Genomic DNA, 17,881 nt, shown 5'->3' on the forward strand with positions numbered 1-17,881 from the left:
ATGATTGTCGGACTCGGTACAGACATCGCGGAAATTGAGCGCATTGAAAAAGCCCTGGCCCGCAGTGGCCGTGCTTTTGCCGAGCGCATTCTGACGCCGCAAGAACTCACGCAGTTTGATGGCCTGAAACAACAAGGCCGTTATCTGGCTAAGCGTTTTGCTGCCAAAGAAGCGGCGTCCAAGGCGCTGGGTACAGGCATTGCGCATGGCGTGAGTTTTCAGGACTTTGCCATCAGCAACGATGACAATGGTAAACCTTTGCTGAGCCTGAGTGGCAAAGCGGCGGAATTGGCGCAGCGCAGCCAAGTGGCGTCGGTGCATCTGACCATTTCCGATGAGCGCCACTATGCGGTGGCGACAGTGATACTCGAAGCGTGAAGCAGAACGATATCTCAATAAAAAAAGAGGTGCTCAACACCTCTTTTTTTGTTGGCGGTAGCAGCCCTCTACTCGGGCTGTTCGGTTAAGTACGGTTGCGCGGTGGCAATGACCTTTTCCATCTCATCCTGCAGTTCAAACAGTTCTGGCTCGACATCGCTGATGCTGGCGCCCGAACGCAGCGTTTGCTCCAGCGTGGCACACACTTTCTTCAAGCGTGGTACGCCGCTGTAGGAGCAACTACCGTGCAGTTTGTGTACGTGATGGAGCAGATCGGCAATCAAGTATTCATCATCTTCCAGAGCCATTTCGACTACCTGATTCACTTCCGGAATCGACTCGACCAGCATCCTGAGCATTTCACGCGCCAAGTCTTCCTTATTGGCCGCTTGTTTGAGCGCTGCCTGCCAGTCGACGATGATGTTGCTGTGTTCCGGCTCATCGCTGCTAATGGCGTTGGCATCGAACTCAATCGGCTCGGGCAACTCTATCTTGTTTACGTCATGCTGCAGTGATTCCGGACTCCAGTGCACCAGTACCTGTTGCAGAATATGCTCTTCAATCGGTTTGGTCAGGTAGTCGTCCATGCCTGCCTTAAGCAGGCGATCGCGTTCGCCGGACATCGCATGCGCGGTGACGGCAATCACGGGCGTATTCTGATTGAGTTCCAGTTGCTTAATCTCTTTACACGCCGTCACGCCGTCCATGTGTGGCATCTGAATGTCCATCAGAACGATGTCGAAGTGACGCTGGCGAGCTTGCTCAATCGCATCCTGACCGTTGGTGCAGGAGACTACGGCATCCACGCGTTCTTGCAGTAGTGCAGTGATCAGCTTCAGGTTAGCCGGGTTGTCATCGACTGCCATTACGGTGAGTGGCATCTTGTCTTGCTTGACGGGCAGTTCCTGCGGCGGCGCTTCCACCACTGCGGGTTGATGCGCGATCAGCGTCTGCAGCAGTTTCTTACGCGACAGCGGCTTGGTAATACACTGCACCGGATACTGCTTCATCAGCAGGTCGGCCAGTGCCAGTTCAGTACTCGGGGTACCGACAATCACATTCGAGGTGATACTAATCGCACGCTGCACCCACTGCTCAACCAGTTCAACATCGGTTTCTTTGCTCGGCGCCAGATTCAGCAACACATAATCGAAATGATCCGATTCTTCCGGCATCGCTGAACGATAGGTCACGGTCAGGCCCGCTTGCACCAGCAGTTGCTGCACTATCGACGCCGCCTGCATGTTCGGCTCAACCAGCAGCAATTGTTTGTTGCTCAGTACTTGCGGATCCAGCCAGTCGCTCATTGGCATTTCGGTAATGTGCAGACGCAGAGTGAACCAGAAGGTGGAACCCTGGTGCAGGCGGCTGGTGAGGCTGATTTCGCCGCCCATCTGGCTGACCAGTTTCTGGGTAATAACCAAGCCCAAACCGGTGCCGCCGTAGCGACGTGAAATGCTGGCGTCGGCCTGACTGAAGGCCTGGAACAACTGCGCTTGCTGACGCTCGGAAATACCAATCCCGGTATCACGCACCATAAATTGCAGCTCCACCACATCATCGCGCTGCGAGCGCATTTCGACACTGATGTCGATGTTGCCACGCTCGGTAAACTTGATGGAGTTACCGACCAGGTTGGTCAGTACCTGTTGAATACGCAGTGGGTCGCCGACCAGACCAGCCGGGATCTTCGGATCCACTTTGAGCGTGATTTCCAGCCCTTTTTCATGCGCGCTGGTGGCTTGCAGATTAACCACTTCTTCCAGCGTTTCCTGGAACTCAAACGGAATGTTTTCCAGTGCCAGTTTGCCCGCTTCCAGTTTCGAGAAGTCGAGAATGTCATTGATGATGGTTAGCAGGTTGTTGGCCGACTTTTCAATTGTTTGCAGGTAATCGGCCTGACTGTTAGTCAGCTGGGTTTTCAGCATCTGACGGGTAAAGCCAATCACACCATTCAGCGGAGTGCGCAGCTCGTGCGACATGTTGGCGAGGAATTCCGATTTGACCCGCGCTGCTTCCTGCGCGCGTTTTTTCGCGATATCCAGCTCGACGTTCTGGATCTCCAACTGTTCCAGCGTTTCGCGCAAATCCGAAGTCGCCTGATCGATGCTGTGCTGCATCTCTACGTGGTATTCCGACAGCGAGACCGCCATTGCGTTGATGCCTTTTTTCAGCGAATCGAGCTCGCCGTGCATTTTGCCTTCGATACGCACATCAAGATGGCCGCGGCGAATGCGGTCGACCATATTTTTCATGTGCGTAATCGGGCGGGTCACGTCGTGCATCAGACGGAAGGCAAATACGCCGGACAGCAGCAGTCCCATGATCAGCACCAGACAGGCGGAGAAAATTTCCTGATATTGCTGCAGGCGTAGTGACGAGAGATCCAGTTCAATGGCGATGTAACCCAGCACTGGGGTGGATTGCGCATTAAGGTTATCTTCGATCAAACGGCTTTCAGCCAGGATTGGTGTGCGCAGGATCAGGGTGTTGTCATCCAGTTGTGAGCTGCTGAGGACCGGGATTGGTTTGTCCTTCGGATACATCAGCGCTTCGAAATTGGGATGGAAGTTGGAGGTGACGAACAGCTCATGGCGCGCGTCAAATACCGCGATACTGCGGACAAATTTAGAATTCTTGCGGTGTGCGTAACTGATGATGCGGCGCACCGATTCGCGGCTCTGATTTTTCAGCGCATCTTCACTGGCAATCGCCAGTGGTTCAATGATACTGGCGCCGGCATTGAGGACTTGCGTCTCCAGATCATGGTAGCGGTTGAAGGAAAACAGGGCGCTGAGCAACAGCCCGATAATCAGGGTCGGAGCCAGAGTCAGAGTAATTACGCGCGCACGTAAGCCATATCGGGTCATTATTGTCTAAACATCGTGGTGTGGATATGGGAAAATAACCGACAAAATGATTCGCCGGAGTATCGAATAAGCGGTTAGCTTAATTCAAGTACAGTTACTTCGACAATCTTCCCCGGACAGAATAGTGATTCGGGGGCGAAAACCATCATATAAATCACATTTAGGCACAGAGCATGGCACGTTTTTTCCAACCGAAAAAGAAAACCACCATCAATCAGAAACATCAGTCCGTCACGGTGACGAAACTCGACCATCAGGGCGCGGGTATCGCCTACCACGAAGGTAAGCCGGTGTTCATTGACGGTGCCTTACCCGGCGAAGATGTACTGATGCAACTGACCGAAAGCAAAAGTAAGTTTGCCCGTGCCAAGCTGATTAAAGTACTGAAACCGAGCGCGCAACGTGTGACGCCTTTTTGTCCGTATTATGCTGAGTGTGGTGGCTGCGACTTACAGCACCTAGAGCACGCGGCACAAATCGAACACAAGCAGCAGGCGCTCAGCCAACTGATGACGAAATTCGCCGGTCAGCAACTGGCGCTGTCTGAGCCGGTTATCGCGAGCGATAAAGGTTATCGCCGCCGCGCACGTCTGAGCCTGATGTGGGATAGAAAAACGCAGCAACTGCAGTTCGGTTTTCGCCGCAAGCAAAGCAAAAGCATTGTCACTGTCACCGACTGTGCGGTGCTGGAACCCAAGTTAAATGAATTGTTGCCGGAGCTGAACACGCTGCTGGGCGGCTTTGCTCACCCGGAGCAGTTGGGGCATGTCGAGTTGGTCAAAGCCGACAACACGCGCGTGCTGGTGCTGCGTCATCTGGCGCCGCTGACCGCCAAAGACCAAAGCGCCTTGGAGGCATTTGTCGCTCTGCATGACCTCACTCTGTATCTGATGCCAAGCAGCGATAAGCTGGAGCTAATACGCGGTGAAGGCGCCGTCTATGGTGAAGCGGGCGTGACGATTCCGTTTCTGCCGAGCAACTTTATTCAGGTGAATCAGCAGGTCAATCAGGCGATGGTCGCCCAGGCTCTGGAGTGGTTGGAGGTTTCACCTGACGAGCGTGTGTTAGATTTGTTCTGTGGTTTGGGTAACTTCAGTCTGCCGCTGGCGAAAATCGCGAAACAAGTCGTCGGCGTGGAAGGCATTGACGACATGGTTGAGCGTGCCAAAGCGAACACCGCACTAAATAATCTCAATAACGTCTCGTTTTATCAGGCTAATTTGGAACAAGATATGACAGGTGAGGCGTGGGCAGCCGAAAAATTTGATAAAGTATTGCTCGACCCGGCCCGAGCCGGAGCGGCAGGTATCGTTGACCAGTTGGCCGAATTGGGTGCCAAACGCGTGGTTTACGTCTCGTGTAATCCTGCTACGCTTGCTCGTGACAGTCAAAGCTTGCTGAGTCAGGGATACCAGTTGGTGAAATTGGGAATGCTTGATATGTTCCCTCATACCAGCCATCTGGAATCAATGGCTTTGTTTGTAAAAAATCGGTAAGCGTCGAACTTCCGGGAGCGGAAGGGAGTCGAATACCACAAAATATAAGAATTAGGATAATCCCATGGTTGCGGTACGTAGCGCACACTTAAATCCAGACGAACAGTTTGAGCTAGAAAAATGGATTTCTAGTTTGCAACAGGAGCAGAAAACCTCAGCGAGGCTGACCGAGGTGTATCGCCAGTGCGAACATCTGCTGGAAGGTAATGCTCAGGGGCCACTACTATTGTGGCGCGGTCGTGAAATGATCGAAATCCTGATCACGCTGTCGATGGACCGCCCGACGCTGGTGGCGGCGTTGCTGTTCCCGATCGCGACCAGCGGCTTAGTCGATCGCGAAGAGCTGGAAGAAGATTACGGCAAAGAAATCATCAAGCTGATCCATGGCGTCGAAGAGATGGCGGCGATTGGTCAGCTCAACGTGACCGTGCAGGGCAGCGAAGCCTCGGCGCAGGTCGATAACGTGCGCCGCATGTTGCTCGCGATGGTCGATGATTTCCGCTGCGTGGTCATCAAGCTGGCAGAACGTATCTGTAATCTGCGTGAAGTGAAAGATCAGCCGGATGACGTCCGTCGCTCGGCTGCGAAAGAGTGTGCCAATATCTACGCGCCGCTGGCCAACCGTCTTGGTATTGGTCAGCTGAAGTGGGAAATCGAAGATTACGCCTTCCGCTATCAGCAGCCAGACACTTACAAGCAGATCGCCAAACAGCTGTCTGAGCGCCGTATCGTGCGCGAGCAATACATTCGCGACTTCGTCAATGATCTGCGTAACGAGATGAAAATCTGCAGTATCAACGCCGAAGTGAGCGGTCGTCCGAAACATATCTACAGCATCTGGCGCAAGATGCAGAAGAAAAACCTCGCGTTTGACGAGCTGTTCGACGTGCGCGCGGTACGTATCATTGCCGACAAACTGCAAGATTGTTATGCCGCGCTGGGCGTGGTGCACACCAAATACAAACATCTGCCCAGCGAGTTTGATGATTACGTCGCCAACCCGAAACCGAACGGCTACCAGTCGATTCATACGGTGATTCTGGGTCCGGAAGGCAAAACGATCGAAATCCAGATTCGTACCAAGCAGATGCATGAAGAATCGGAACTTGGCGTAGCGGCGCACTGGAAGTACAAAGAAGGCGCCAGCAGCGGCCGCAGTGGTTACGATGAAAAGATCACTTGGCTGCGTAAACTGCTCGATTGGCAGGAAGAGATGTCCGATTCTGGCGAAATGCTGGATGAACTGCGCAGTCAGGTGTTTGATGATCGCGTATACGCATTTACGCCGCGCGGTGATGTGGTCGATCTGCCGATGGGCGCGACACCACTGGATTTTGCTTACCACATTCACTCTGAAGTCGGCCATCGTTGTATCGGTGCGAAAGTGGCGGGACGTATCGTGCCGTTTACGCACAAACTGCACATGGGCGATCAGGTGGAAATCATCACCGCCAAAGAGCCCAACCCATCGCGTGACTGGCTGAACCCGTCGCTTGGCTTTGTGCACTCGGGTCGTGCGCGTGCCAAGATCAACGCTTGGTTCCGCAAGCAGAGCCGCGAGAAGAACCTCGAAGCAGGGCGTGAGATCCTTGAAGCCGAATTGGTGAAAATTGGTGCCACGCTGAAAGATGCCGAAGCGTACGCGCTGAAGCGGTTTAACGTCAATACCGCAGATGAGCTGTATGTCGGTGTCGGCAGCGGTGACCTGCGTATCAACCAAATTGTTAACCATATCAATGCATTGGTGAACAAGCCGACCGCCGAAGAAGAAGACAAGCTGGTGCTTGAAAAACTTCAGGTCGGAGAGAACAAATCCGCAAGCGCGCACCATCGTCCGCATAAAGATGCGGTGGTGGTGGAAGGTGTCGATAACCTGATGACTCATCTGGCACGCTGCTGTCAGCCGATACCGGGCGATGAAATCAAAGGTTACATCACGCAGGGGCGTGGGATTTCTGTCCATCGCAGCGACTGTGAACAGCTTGAAGAGCTGAGCCATCACGCGCCAGAGCGTATCATTGATACCGTGTGGGGCAGTGGTTTTGTCGGCAGTTATCATCTGACCCTGCGCGTTGAAGCGATGGAGCGTGTTGGTCTGCTGAAAGACATCACGACGCTGCTGAGTAACGAGAAAGTAAAAGTCAGCACCATGAAGAGTCGCAGCGACTACAAGCGCCAGATCATCATCATGGACTTCGAGCTGGAAGTGAACAGCGTTGAAGTGTTGGAGCGCGTATCTAAACGTATTGAACAGATCAAAGATGTCATGCTGGTGAAACGTCTCGGCTAACCTCTGCGAGGTTCAGCGCCAAATAATCTAAGGCGAGTGGTGATGCTGCTCGCCTTTTTGTTTTAAGGAAGTAAGTCATATGAGTCATCCAATCGAACAGCTTGAAAACATCATGGCCAGCCTGCGAGATCCGCAAACGGGCTGCCCTTGGGATAAACAGCAAACCTTCGACACCATTGTGCCGCACACAATTGAAGAAACTTATGAAGTGGTGGATGCGATTCACAATCAAGACTGGCCGAATCTGCAGGAAGAGCTGGGCGATTTGCTGTTTCAGGTGATTTTCTACAGCCAGCTGGCGAAAGAGCAGGGGCTGTTTGAGTTTCGTGATGTGGTGGAGTCGGTGAATGATAAGCTGACCCGCCGTCATCCGCATGTGTTTGGCGAGGCCAGTTTCGAGGACGAAGCGGCGTTGAATGCCAACTGGGAAGCGGAGAAAGCCAAAGAAAAAGCCGAGGCAGGCAAAAGCGAACAAAGTATCCTAGACTCTATACCACAATCGCTTCCGGCATTATCTCGCGCCAACAAGATTCAGAAGAAGTGCGCTAAATATGGCTTCGACTGGAAAACGCTCGGGCCGGTGGTCGATAAAGTGCACGAAGAAATCGATGAAGTGATGGCGGAAGTGCTGCACGTCGACGTCGATCAACAGAAAGTGGAAGAAGAACTGGGTGATCTGCTGTTTGCTACCGTGAATTTGGTTCGTCATCTTGGCAAGGATCCGGAAGTGGCGCTGATGAAAGCCAATCAGAAGTTTACCCGCCGTTTTCACGGGGTCGAAGCTCAGGTGCGAAATCAGGGTAAGTCCTTAAATTTATTCACACTTGAAGAGCTGGATGCGATGTGGGACAAGGTCAAACAGCAAGAAAAAGCATGACCAACATGTGACAAATTATGTTGAGTCAAAATTGACTCAGATAATAACGACGGATCTTTTTCACGTTAATGCTCTTTGATTTGAAGCAAAAAATAAAAAACTGAGTGTGATAGATTTCACGTTGTGGCGATAAATGGGTTCTGGTATAGTTTCGTCCCGTCCAGAAGAAATCCATTTCCCTCATTCAACCAATTTCAGGTTAAACATGACGACAAATTATATTTTTGTTACTGGCGGGGTTGTATCCTCTCTAGGTAAAGGTATTGCAGCGGCATCCCTTGCAGCGATTCTAGAAGCTCGTGGTCTTAAAGTGACTATGATGAAGCTTGACCCTTACATCAACGTTGACCCAGGCACAATGAGCCCAACTCAACACGGTGAAGTGTTCGTTACGGAAGATGGCGCGGAAACTGACCTAGACCTTGGTCACTACGAGCGTTTCATTCGTACCAAAATGACCAAGCGCAACAACTTTACCGCAGGTCGTGTTTACGCTGACGTTCTACGTAAAGAACGCCGTGGCGACTACCTGGGTGCAACCATTCAGGTTATTCCTCATATTACTAATGCGATCAAAGATCGTGTGATTGCTGGCTCTGAAGGCCACGATATCGCTATCGTAGAAGTGGGCGGTACTGTGGGTGACATCGAGTCACTACCTTTCATGGAAGCAATTCGCCAGCTGGCGATCGAAGTTGGCCGCGAAAACGCGATGTTCATGCACCTGACGCTGGTTCCTTACCTGGCAGCGGCAGGCGAAGTGAAAACGAAGCCAACTCAGCACTCGGTTAAAGAACTGCTGTCTATCGGTATTCAGCCAGACATCCTGGTTTGTCGTAGCGATCGTATGATTCCGGCCAACGAGCGTAAGAAGATTGCGCTGTTCTGTAACGTGCCTGAAAAAGCCGTTATCTCAATGAAAGACGTAGACTCTATCTACAAGATTCCACAACTGATCCGTTCTCAGGGTCTGGATGATCTTGTCTGTGCACGTTTTGGCATCAATGCGCCTGAAGCTGATCTGTCTGAATGGGAACAGGTTATCTATGAAGAAGCGAACCCAACCGGTGAAGTGACTATCGGTATGGTTGGTAAGTACATTGAACTGCCAGATGCTTACAAATCAGTGAACGAAGCGCTGAAACACGCGGGGCTGAAAAATCGTCTGAGCGTGACTATCAAGTACGTTGATTCACAAGATGTTGAGACTAAAGGTGTTGAAATCCTTGAAGGTCTTGACGCTATTCTGGTACCGGGTGGCTTCGGCGATCGTGGTATCGAAGGTAAGATTCGTGCGGCGCAATACGCACGTGAAAACAACATTCCTTACCTGGGTATCTGTCTGGGTATGCAGGTAGCACTGATCGAATACGCGCGCAATGTGGCGGGTATGGAAGGTGCGCATTCAACAGAATTTAACAAAGACACCAAATACCCTGTGGTAGGCTTAATCACAGAATGGGTAGACAGCGAAGGTAACGTTGAAGAACGTACTGAAACGTCAGACCTGGGTGGTACGATGCGTCTGGGTTCACAACTGTGCCACCTGGCGAAAGGTTCTAAAGCTTACGATATGTACGGTAGCGCAACGATTCATGAGCGTCACCGTCACCGTTACGAAGTGAACAACAACCTGCGTCCGCAAATTGAAAAAGCGGGTCTGAAAGTGTCTGGTTTGTCTGCTGATAAGAAACTGGTAGAAGTGATTGAGAACCCTGCTCACCCATGGTTTGTAGCAGCTCAGTTCCACCCAGAATTCACATCAACGCCTCGCGATGGTCACCCATTGTTTGCAGGCTTTGTGAAAGCTGCGGGTCAGTTCCAGCGCGGCGAATTGAAGTAAAAGGATATGGGTAGCGGCTTGTGTTGTGCGGCTACCCTTTTAGTTTTGACATTTAAATTCAATGAGAGGAAACATTAATGTCTAAGATCGTTAAAGTTCTAGGTCGTGAAATCATCGACTCACGTGGTAACCCAACTGTTGAAGCTGAAGTTCACCTAGAAGGCGGTTTCGTAGGTATGGCTGCTGCACCATCGGGTGCATCAACGGGTTCTCGTGAAGCTCTTGAGCTGCGTGATGGCGACAAATCTCGTTTCCTAGGTAAAGGCGTTCTGAAAGCTATCGCAGCTGTTAACGGTCCAATCGCTGACGCTCTAGCTGGCAAAGACGCGAAAGATCAAGCAACTGTTGACCAGATCATGATCGACCTAGATGGCACTGAAAACAAATCTAACTTCGGTGCGAACGCAATCCTAGCGGTTTCTCTAGCGAACGCTAAAGCAGCAGCAGCTTCTAAAGGCATGCCTCTGTACGAGCACATCGCTGAACTGAACGGCACTGCTGGTCAATTCTCTATGCCTCTGCCTATGATGAACATCATCAACGGCGGTGAGCACGCAGACAACAACGTTGATATCCAAGAATTCATGATTCAACCAGTTGGCGCGAAAACTCTGAAAGAAGCGGTACGTATCGGTTCTGAAGTGTTCCACAACCTGGCTAAAGTTCTGAAAGCGAAAGGTTACAACACTGCAGTTGGTGACGAAGGTGGTTTCGCTCCTAACCTGAAATCTAACGCAGAAGCACTAGAAGTAATCGCAGAAGCGGTAGCGGCTGCTGGTTACGTTCTGGGTAAAGACGTAACTCTTGCTATGGACTGTGCTGCATCTGAGTTCTTCGACAAAGACGCTGGCATCTACAACATGAAAGGCGAAGGTAAAACTTTCACTTCTGAAGAGTTCAACCACTACCTGGCAGAGCTAGTTGAGAAATTCCCAATCGTTTCTATCGAAGACGGTCTGGACGAATCTGACTGGACTGGTTTCGCACACCAAACTCAACTTCTTGGCAACAAGATCCAACTTGTTGGTGACGATCTGTTCGTAACTAACACTAAGATCCTTGCTGAAGGTATCGAGAAAGGCATCGCTAACTCTATCCTGATCAAGTTCAACCAAATCGGTTCTCTGACTGAGACTCTAGCTGCAATCAAGATGGCTAAAGATGCAGGTTACACTGCAGTAATCTCTCACCGTTCAGGCGAAACTGAAGACGCAACTATCGCTGACCTAGCGGTAGGTACTGCAGCAGGCCAAATCAAAACTGGTTCTATGAGCCGTTCTGACCGTGTTGCTAAGTATAACCAACTGATCCGTATCGAAGAAGCACTGGGCGAACGTGCACCTTTCAACGGTCTGAAAGAAGTGAAAGGCCAAGCTTAATTTAAAGCTTAGCGTTGACGCTTAAAAAGAAGCCCTGCATTGCAGGGCTTTTTGTTTTCAAACGTTTATCAATATTGATTATTCATCCAGCGCAAATGCTTCATCCCGCATTCTCAATGGCATGGACCCGGCGTTTATCCAGCTCGTCGCGAATCTGTTTGCCACTAAAACCTGCGGCGATCACCTGCTGCACATCCACTTTGAGCGCGGCACGGTAGGCGCGCAGAAAAATATCCCGTTGTGGATAGGGGTTCTGTTCTAAGCCTAAACGTCCACGATGGTCCGCTTCGCAGCACAGCAGTACTTCATCGAGTCGCTGCGGTTTACGCCATACATCCAGTAGATTGAGCACTTTCAGCTTGGTTGCCGGTTTGAGCTCGGCGGCGCGATGGACATTGGAATGTTGCGCGCACACCGCTAACGCCAGATCGCGAAACTCATTCGGTACTTTGACACGTGCGCACAGCGCCTCAATGAGCTTCAATCCGGTATGACAATGCAGCTTGTGGCTCGGCCACTCTGATTCAGGCGTTACGCCCTTGCCGAGATCGTGCACCTGCGCGGCAAAGCGTACAGTGAGTGATTCCGACAGCAGCGCTGCTTGTTCGGCCACCATCAGCGTGTGTACGCCCGTATCGATTTCCGGATGCCATTTCTCAGGCTGAGGTACGCCAAACAAGCGGTCGAGTTCCGGCAGTACTATCTTCAATGCACCGCAGTCACGCAGGACTTGCAGAAAAATATGTGGGCTTCGCGTCGACAGCGATTTTTGCCACTCCTGCCAGACGCGCTCCGGCGTCAGATGTTGCAGTTCACCCGATGCGCTGATGTGTTGCATCAGCGCCAGCGTCTCTTCGGCGACAGAAAAGCCGAGATGCGCGAGTTTGGCGGCAAAGCGCGCGACGCGCAGTACGCGCAGCGGGTCTTCGACAAACGCTTCCGAGACATGACGCAGCACGCGATCTTGCAAATCGCGCTGACCGCCGTAGGGGTCGATCAGCGTTCCGTCTTTGGTTTGTGCCATGGCGTTGATGGTGAGATCGCGGCGCAGCAGATCCTCTTCCAGCGTGACATCCGGCGCGAAGTGGCAGGCAAAGCCGGTATAGCCGGAACCTGTTTTACGCTCGGTACGAGCTAAAGCGTGCTCTTCACGGGTCTTAGGATGCAGAAACACCGGAAAGTCTTTGCCCACAGCCTGAAAGCCAGCGTTGAGCATCTCTTCCGGACTGCTGCCAACGACCACCCAATCTTTGTCATATACTGGAAGCTGAAGCAATTGATCGCGAACTGCGCCGCCAACGAGATAAATTTGCACCACCGAACCTCAATATTTACGTTTATGGCGTTGGATAATCATAGTCACAATGATACTTTGCGCCTAACAACATTCAAAGAGACGAGAGCATGTATCCAGAATTTTTCGGCCTGATAGAACATCCGTTCTCGATTGTGCCCAATTCTCGGTATTTATATTTAAGTCAACGACATAAAGAAGCGATGGCTCATCTTCAGGCCGGACTGGGCGATGGCGGTGGTTTTGCGATGCTGACTGGCGAAGTGGGCACCGGAAAAACCACGGTCGCCAAGGCGATTCTGTCCGGACTTCCGCCACATACCCGTGCGGGTTTCATTCTCAACCCGACCTTTTCAGAGCGTGAGCTGCTGGAAGCGATCTGTGATGAGTTCGCCATCAAATACCCGCAGCAGGCGACGCTCAAGCAGCTGAGTCAGGTGTTGTACCAGTTTCTGCTCAATGAGTACGCCAACGGAATTCAGGTGTTGCTGGTGATTGATGAAGCCCAGCATCTGGCGCCGGATGTACTGGAGCAACTGCGTTTATTAACCAATCTGGAAACAGAAAGCCGCAAGCTGCTTAAAGTGCTCTTGATTGGCCAGCCCGAGCTGCAGTACAAACTGCAATTGCCGCAATTGCGACAGCTGGCACAGCGAATCACCGGACGTTACCACTTGCTACCGCTCGATGTCAGCGAAACCGCGCACTACATTCGTTTTCGTCTGCAACAGGCCGGGGGCGACGGTAATCTGTTTTCGGCTCGCAGTGCCAAATGGATTGCGCAGCAGACGCATGGAATTCCACGTTTGATCAATCTGGCGTGTGATGCCGCGCTGAAAGGGGCGTATCAGGCCGGAGAACGAGCCATCAGCCTTGAACGAGTGAAGCAGGCATGCACACAAATCATGAGTTTTCAGTCGACGGTTTATCAGCCTCAGGTGCAGGAAAGGCCTCGACGTTTTCCGCTTGTCGGAGTGATGTCTGCGCTCATCGGGATTGGTTCGGCTGCGGCCATCGCATATTGGTTGCCACCTTATCTCAATCAACAAATTCAGCAACAGTGGCCATTGCCTGCGCCTGTGGAAGCCGCGGAGCAGACGGTGTTCCCGACGACAGTGGAAGACCAGCTCAAAGGTGCGACCGACCGTGAGCTGGCAATGAAGGCGCTGTATGCGGTGTGGGGTTATGATGCCTCGGTGATTGAAAGCTTCTGTCAGCGCTCTGCGTCATCACAATTGGAGTGCGAGCAAAATATGGGGAGCTGGCAGGATCTGAAAAAGCTGAATCTGCCGGTGATGTTAACCCTCAACCTGCGAGGGCTGAGAACCTATGCGGTGCTCTATCATTTGCAAGGTGATGAGGTAGAACTGCTGATCAACGATAAACGGGTACGTATCGGTCGCGAGTGGATTGAACCTCTGTGGCAGGGGGAGTATCGGGTAGTATGGCAACCATCGTTCTATCAGACCCTGCGTGCTGGCATGCGCGGTGAAGATATCACGCTGCTGGATAACAAACTGTCTCGCTTGTTGGGCGAACCTGAACGCCATGTCACGGTGTATGACAAAGAGGTTAAACGTAAGGTGGAAGTATTCCAACGTTGGCAGAATATGCAGGTGGACGGCATTGCCGGACGCCAGACACTGCGCCAGTTAGATTTGCTGACTCAGCAGAGCGGACCACGCCTGACGGAGGTGCAGTGATGTCGCAGGTGATGAAAGCGTTGCAACGTTCTGAACTCAGTCATCAGCAATACACCGGGCATGTGATGCCTACCCCACACAGCGCGCAGGCTAGTGCTCAGTCAGCAGGTTTTCGCTGGTATCACGCGTTATGGCTCACGCTGCCGGGCTTGGCCACAGCGGCAGTCATCGGTTATCAGGGATTCCAGCGTCAGCAGCTCGCGATTGCTGAGCAGGTCACTGCGTCGCCTGCGGTCAATCAGGTGGCGGCGCCGTTTGAACAATTGGATTACCCCAACTTCGGCCCGCTGATCCGCACGGATGTGGATGTCCCCGTGTTCAATGAGTTCGCCGAGGTGTCGGTTGCAGAGCCGGAAGAGGAGCCTGTTGCAGCATCGGCTCAACCTGTGAGGTCTGCTGCTACTGTCGTGACGGCAACGTCTCCATCGAAACCGCAAACTCAGGTGGATAAACAGAGCCAGATGGCACTGAGCGAGCTGGATCTCAGTCAGTTGTCTCCAGAAATGGCCGCCAGAGTCGAATCGATTCTCAAAGCGGATGATAGCGAACAACGCAATCAGACAGATTCGCAGGCATCTCAGGCCGTGCCGCTGTTACAACACAGTGATGAGTTTAGTGGCGCGCTGCCGGCGATGAACTTTCAGACGCATGTCTACGCCAGTAATGCGGTCAAGCGCTGGATTAAAGTCAACGGCGTGGAATATCATGAAGGCGACAACATTTTTGATAATGTGCAGCTGGTGGCGATTAAGCCACAAAGTACGATTGTGCGTTTTCGCAATAAGCAGATAGAAATACCGGCACTGTATGATTGGCGGGGATAAAAAAAACGGTCACTATTGAGTGACCGTTTTTCTTCAATCAGGATTATGCCCAGCCAGCAGGGTTGCGTTTACGGCGAGGGATAATGTGCGGCAGTACTAAGCCTAACAGCAGGCCACCACCGGCAACACCGCCGCCGTACATGAAGTACTTCAGCAGCAGATCTTCTTTTTGTGTGTCCAGCTTGGCACGCAGTTCACGTACTTCGCTTTGTGAAGCAGTCAGCTGCTTGCTGATGTCGCTGTAATTCTTTTCCAGTTCGGCAATCTGTTTGTTGCGTACTTCCAGAGAGTCCACTAAGCCTGCTTTTTCGCTGTCCGCGCTTTGACGTGCATTGGCCAGCTTGCTTTTCACATCCGCCAGCTCTTTTTCCAGTTGAGGCAGGCGCACGGCCATGCTCACATCGCGAGTCACAAATCGACTTTCTACCCAGCCGGTACGGCCACGTTCGTCGACGATTTGGGTGTAGTCCGTGTCTTTATTCGTGTTGATAAGTTTCACTTTCTCACCCGCATCAATACTGCCGATAATGCGATATTGATTGCTTGGACCTGAGTGCATGTAAGTAAACAATTTGTCCGCGATATAGCGGTCTTGTGCAAACGTTGGTGCAGCCAACATGGAGAAAAGCACCATGCAGATCAGTTTTTTCACGGTTAATCCCTTGTTATGACGAGTTTGGCATGAAAAGCCATAGTGTTTGATTGCCAAATAGTAAGAACTTTCCACATGCGGTGCAACAAAGAAGGGAGGCAAAGCCTCCCTTTCTGTGCGTTTGAGTCAATAATGACAAAGCGCTTACACAGTACTGACGTGGCTACTTAGGCGAAAATGCCTTGAATTGCATAATAGAATACCACGGCCAGAAGCGCACCTGCAGGCAGGGTAACAATCCATGAAGCCACGATGTTACGTACTACGCCAAGGTTCAGTGCTGCAATACCACGAGCAAAACCTACGCCCAGTACCGCACCGACCAGAGTCTGAGTGGTCGAGATTGGCAGACCAGTACCTGATGCCAGTACTACTGTTGATGCTGTTGCCAGCTGCGCGGCAAAACCACGGCTCGGAGTCAGTTCGGTGATACCGGTACCGACCGTTGCCATAACTTTGTGGCCCATCGTTGCCAGACCCACGACGATACCGAAACCACCCAGTGGCAGAATCCACCAAGCGATAGAGCTCTTCGCTGCAATTTCACCCAGGTTTTCAACGGTTGATACCACGGCAGACAGAGGGCCGATCGCGTTTGCGACGTCGTTTGAGCCGTGGGCAAATGCCATTGCACACGCTGTGATAACCATCAGAATGCTGAAGATGCTTTCCACACCGGCAAAGCTGTGGTCTTCATCGCGGTTCGCGAATTTCTTCTGAATGTAGATGTAACCACCTACCATCACGATTGCAGAAACAATTGCTGCACAGATCCAAGCTTCTGAGCTGGTCAGGTGCAGGCCTACGTGTTTCAGACCTTTTTTGATGGTTACCAGAGCGATCACCATGGTGGTGATGAACATGTACACCGGAACAAATCGCTTGGCGTTAATAAGAGGATCTTCGGTATCAAAAATCAGGCGCTGCGCGCTGACGAAGATGATGTAGGCGAAGACGCCGGAAATCACTGGAGTGACGATCCAACTGCCTACGATACCCTGAACTGAGCTCCAGTCCACCGCTTCGGTACCCACGGAAACACAGGCAAAACCGATGATAGCACCGATAATAGAGTGGGTTGTTGAGACAGGCCAGCCCATGTAGGAGGCCAGTAGAAGCCAGGTGCCGGCTGCCAGCAGTGCTGACATCATGCCGTAAACCAGAACATCTGGTTGATTGGCAAAAAGAGATGTTTCGATAACACCGTTACGGATTGTTTCGGTTACTTCACCGCCCGCCAGATAGGCGCCCGCAAATTCAAAAATCATCGCGATGATGATCGCTTGTTTCACGGTTAGTGCTTTTGACCCTACGGAGGTGCCCATTGCATTGGCCACGTCGTTCGCGCCAATACCAATTGCCATTAGAAAACCGAAGAGCGCAGCAACAATAATCAGGATAGTGCCGTAGTTCGCAAGGATATCCATCGTAATACCTAGTTGTTTATAACAAGCGGAGCGCATTCGAATCGTGGTTTTTTGACACGAGTAAAGACCATCAGCGAGGTAACATATTCAACGCCTAAACTGTGGTCTTTCGAAATTGTGCTCTTAGTTATTTGGTTAACTTTATGATTTATGAACGAGACAACATGACTTCCAGACGAGCGCCAACGCGCTGAGCCTGGTCGGCAATGCCACCAATCCACTCAAAAATTTTGTACAAGAACATCACATCGATAGGGTTCATGGTAGATTCAATCGCCATCAGTTGTTGGCGCAGGCGAATCTGCATGGCATCGGTGTCATCTTCAATCACATCCAGTTGATGGATCATTTCAGCCACAAGTGTTACTTCACGGCCTTTAAATCCAGTTTCCAATAACTCATCGAGCTCATTGATGACTTTCTGTGCTTGGTTGGCTGCATCTAGGCAACGCTTTACGTAAGCAAGGAAGTTTTCTTGAAGAGGCTCAGGAATAACGAGTTGACGACCGTAAACACGGCCTGCGATGTCTTTCGCAAGGTTGGCAAGTTTATCTTGTTGAGTGAGAAGCTCCAGCATGTCGGTACGATCAACTGGCAAAAACAGACCGCGAGGAAGTTTAAGACGAATTTCACGCTTTAATACATCCGCTTCTTTCTCAAGATGAGAGATCTGCGCGCGAATTTCTGCTGCTTTTTCCCAATCACCTTTGGCACACACTTCAAAGAAGTTAACCAGGTGGGAACAACATTCATTCACACACACAACGTGTCGTTGCAAAGGCTTAATAGGGGACTTTGCAAATAACCCCATGATTGTATTTACTGGCATGGTCATTCAACCTAATAGC

The 17,881-nt window shown here is 51.5% G+C and carries 13 protein-coding genes; 8 read left to right on the forward strand and 5 right to left on the reverse strand.

What is annotated here, in order from left to right:
- Positions 1-378, forward strand: coding sequence for a holo-ACP synthase (acpS, locus tag DYA43_RS01605; RefSeq protein ID WP_024373471.1), 378 nt, complete (start codon positions 1-3; stop codon positions 376-378).
- A gap of 68 nt (positions 379-446) precedes the next feature.
- On the opposite strand, the gene barA is transcribed toward acpS, so the two are convergent.
- Positions 447-3,248 carry a two-component sensor histidine kinase BarA gene (gene barA / locus DYA43_RS01610; RefSeq protein WP_061056134.1) on the reverse strand — a complete coding sequence of 934 codons (2,802 nt, stop codon included), beginning with the start codon at positions 3,246-3,248 and terminating at the stop codon, positions 447-449.
- Positions 3,249-3,421: 173 nt separating this feature from the next.
- Here barA and rlmD point away from each other — a divergent pair, with 173 nt between their 5' ends.
- The 5 genes from rlmD to eno all read left to right on the forward strand — a co-directional run bounded on the left by rlmD (position 3,422) and on the right by eno (position 11,133).
- Positions 3,422-4,744: a 23S rRNA (uracil(1939)-C(5))-methyltransferase RlmD gene (gene rlmD, locus DYA43_RS01615; RefSeq protein WP_061056135.1), complete on the forward strand. Its 1,323-nt coding sequence runs from the start codon at positions 3,422-3,424 to the stop codon at positions 4,742-4,744.
- A 64-nt stretch (positions 4,745-4,808) separates the two neighbouring features.
- Positions 4,809-7,034, forward strand: coding sequence for a GTP diphosphokinase (relA, locus tag DYA43_RS01620; RefSeq protein ID WP_024373468.1), 2,226 nt, complete (start codon positions 4,809-4,811; stop codon positions 7,032-7,034).
- 79 nt (positions 7,035-7,113) lie between these two features.
- The gene (mazG, locus tag DYA43_RS01625; protein ID WP_055452846.1) at positions 7,114-7,911 is read left to right on the forward strand and encodes a nucleoside triphosphate pyrophosphohydrolase; all 798 of its coding nucleotides are present in this window, start codon (positions 7,114-7,116) and stop codon (positions 7,909-7,911) included.
- 205 nt (positions 7,912-8,116) lie between these two features.
- The gene (gene pyrG / locus DYA43_RS01630) at positions 8,117-9,754 is read left to right on the forward strand and encodes a CTP synthase (protein ID WP_020332172.1); all 1,638 of its coding nucleotides are present in this window, start codon (positions 8,117-8,119) and stop codon (positions 9,752-9,754) included.
- A gap of 77 nt (positions 9,755-9,831) precedes the next feature.
- Positions 9,832-11,133 carry a phosphopyruvate hydratase gene (gene eno / locus DYA43_RS01635; protein ID WP_020332173.1) on the forward strand — a complete coding sequence of 434 codons (1,302 nt, stop codon included), beginning with the start codon at positions 9,832-9,834 and terminating at the stop codon, positions 11,131-11,133.
- A gap of 100 nt (positions 11,134-11,233) precedes the next feature.
- Here eno and DYA43_RS01640 read toward each other — a convergent pair whose 3' ends face one another.
- The gene (locus DYA43_RS01640) at positions 11,234-12,448 is read right to left on the reverse strand and encodes a multifunctional CCA addition/repair protein (protein WP_061057180.1); all 1,215 of its coding nucleotides are present in this window, start codon (positions 12,446-12,448) and stop codon (positions 11,234-11,236) included.
- 89 nt (positions 12,449-12,537) lie between these two features.
- Between DYA43_RS01640 and DYA43_RS01645 the strand changes: the two genes are divergently transcribed.
- Both DYA43_RS01645 and DYA43_RS01650 read left to right on the forward strand, forming a co-directional pair.
- Positions 12,538-14,130: an ExeA family protein gene (locus tag DYA43_RS01645; RefSeq protein WP_061056136.1), complete on the forward strand. Its 1,593-nt coding sequence runs from the start codon at positions 12,538-12,540 to the stop codon at positions 14,128-14,130.
- On the forward strand, positions 14,130-14,954 hold the full coding sequence (locus tag DYA43_RS01650) for a general secretion pathway protein GspB (protein ID WP_061056137.1): 825 nt from the start codon (positions 14,130-14,132) through the stop codon (positions 14,952-14,954). Before DYA43_RS01645 ends, DYA43_RS01650 begins: the two co-directional genes overlap by 1 nt.
- 43 nt (positions 14,955-14,997) lie before the next feature.
- Here DYA43_RS01650 and DYA43_RS01655 read toward each other — a convergent pair whose 3' ends face one another.
- From DYA43_RS01655 to DYA43_RS01665, 3 genes are all read right to left on the reverse strand, one after another.
- On the reverse strand, positions 14,998-15,606 hold the full coding sequence (locus DYA43_RS01655) for a TIGR04211 family SH3 domain-containing protein (protein WP_020432350.1): 609 nt from the start codon (positions 15,604-15,606) through the stop codon (positions 14,998-15,000).
- A gap of 167 nt (positions 15,607-15,773) precedes the next feature.
- The gene (locus DYA43_RS01660) at positions 15,774-17,033 is read right to left on the reverse strand and encodes an inorganic phosphate transporter (protein WP_020332182.1); all 1,260 of its coding nucleotides are present in this window, start codon (positions 17,031-17,033) and stop codon (positions 15,774-15,776) included.
- A gap of 148 nt (positions 17,034-17,181) precedes the next feature.
- A complete protein-coding gene (locus tag DYA43_RS01665) occupies positions 17,182-17,862 on the reverse strand; it encodes a TIGR00153 family protein (RefSeq protein ID WP_020332183.1) in 681 nt (226 codons plus the stop codon).
- Between the last annotated feature and the right edge of the window lie 19 nt (positions 17,863-17,881).

It is taken from the genome of Vibrio fluvialis (assembly GCF_900460245.1).
In the GTDB taxonomy this organism is placed as follows: domain Bacteria; phylum Pseudomonadota; class Gammaproteobacteria; order Enterobacterales; family Vibrionaceae; genus Vibrio; species Vibrio fluvialis.

Bases quoted from the DNA above. Each gene is read 5' to 3' on its own strand.
- DYA43_RS01660 (WP_020332182.1), bottom strand. From the start codon at position 17,033: ATGGATATCCTTGCGAACTACGGCACTATCCTGATTATTGTTGCTGCG.
- mazG (WP_055452846.1), top strand. From the start codon at position 7,114: ATGAGTCATCCAATCGAACAGCTTGAAAACATCATGGCCAGCCTGCGA.
- DYA43_RS01665 (WP_020332183.1), bottom strand. From the start codon at position 17,862: ATGCCAGTAAATACAATCATGGGGTTATTTGCAAAGTCCCCTATTAAG.
- relA (WP_024373468.1), top strand. From the start codon at position 4,809: ATGGTTGCGGTACGTAGCGCACACTTAAATCCAGACGAACAGTTTGAG.
- acpS (WP_024373471.1), top strand. From the start codon at position 1: ATGATTGTCGGACTCGGTACAGACATCGCGGAAATTGAGCGCATTGAA.
- DYA43_RS01650 (WP_061056137.1), top strand. From the start codon at position 14,130: ATGTCGCAGGTGATGAAAGCGTTGCAACGTTCTGAACTCAGTCATCAG.
- DYA43_RS01645 (WP_061056136.1), top strand. From the start codon at position 12,538: ATGTATCCAGAATTTTTCGGCCTGATAGAACATCCGTTCTCGATTGTG.
- eno (WP_020332173.1), top strand. From the start codon at position 9,832: ATGTCTAAGATCGTTAAAGTTCTAGGTCGTGAAATCATCGACTCACGT.
- pyrG (WP_020332172.1), top strand. From the start codon at position 8,117: ATGACGACAAATTATATTTTTGTTACTGGCGGGGTTGTATCCTCTCTA.
- barA (WP_061056134.1), bottom strand. From the start codon at position 3,248: ATGACCCGATATGGCTTACGTGCGCGCGTAATTACTCTGACTCTGGCT.
- rlmD (WP_061056135.1), top strand. From the start codon at position 3,422: ATGGCACGTTTTTTCCAACCGAAAAAGAAAACCACCATCAATCAGAAA.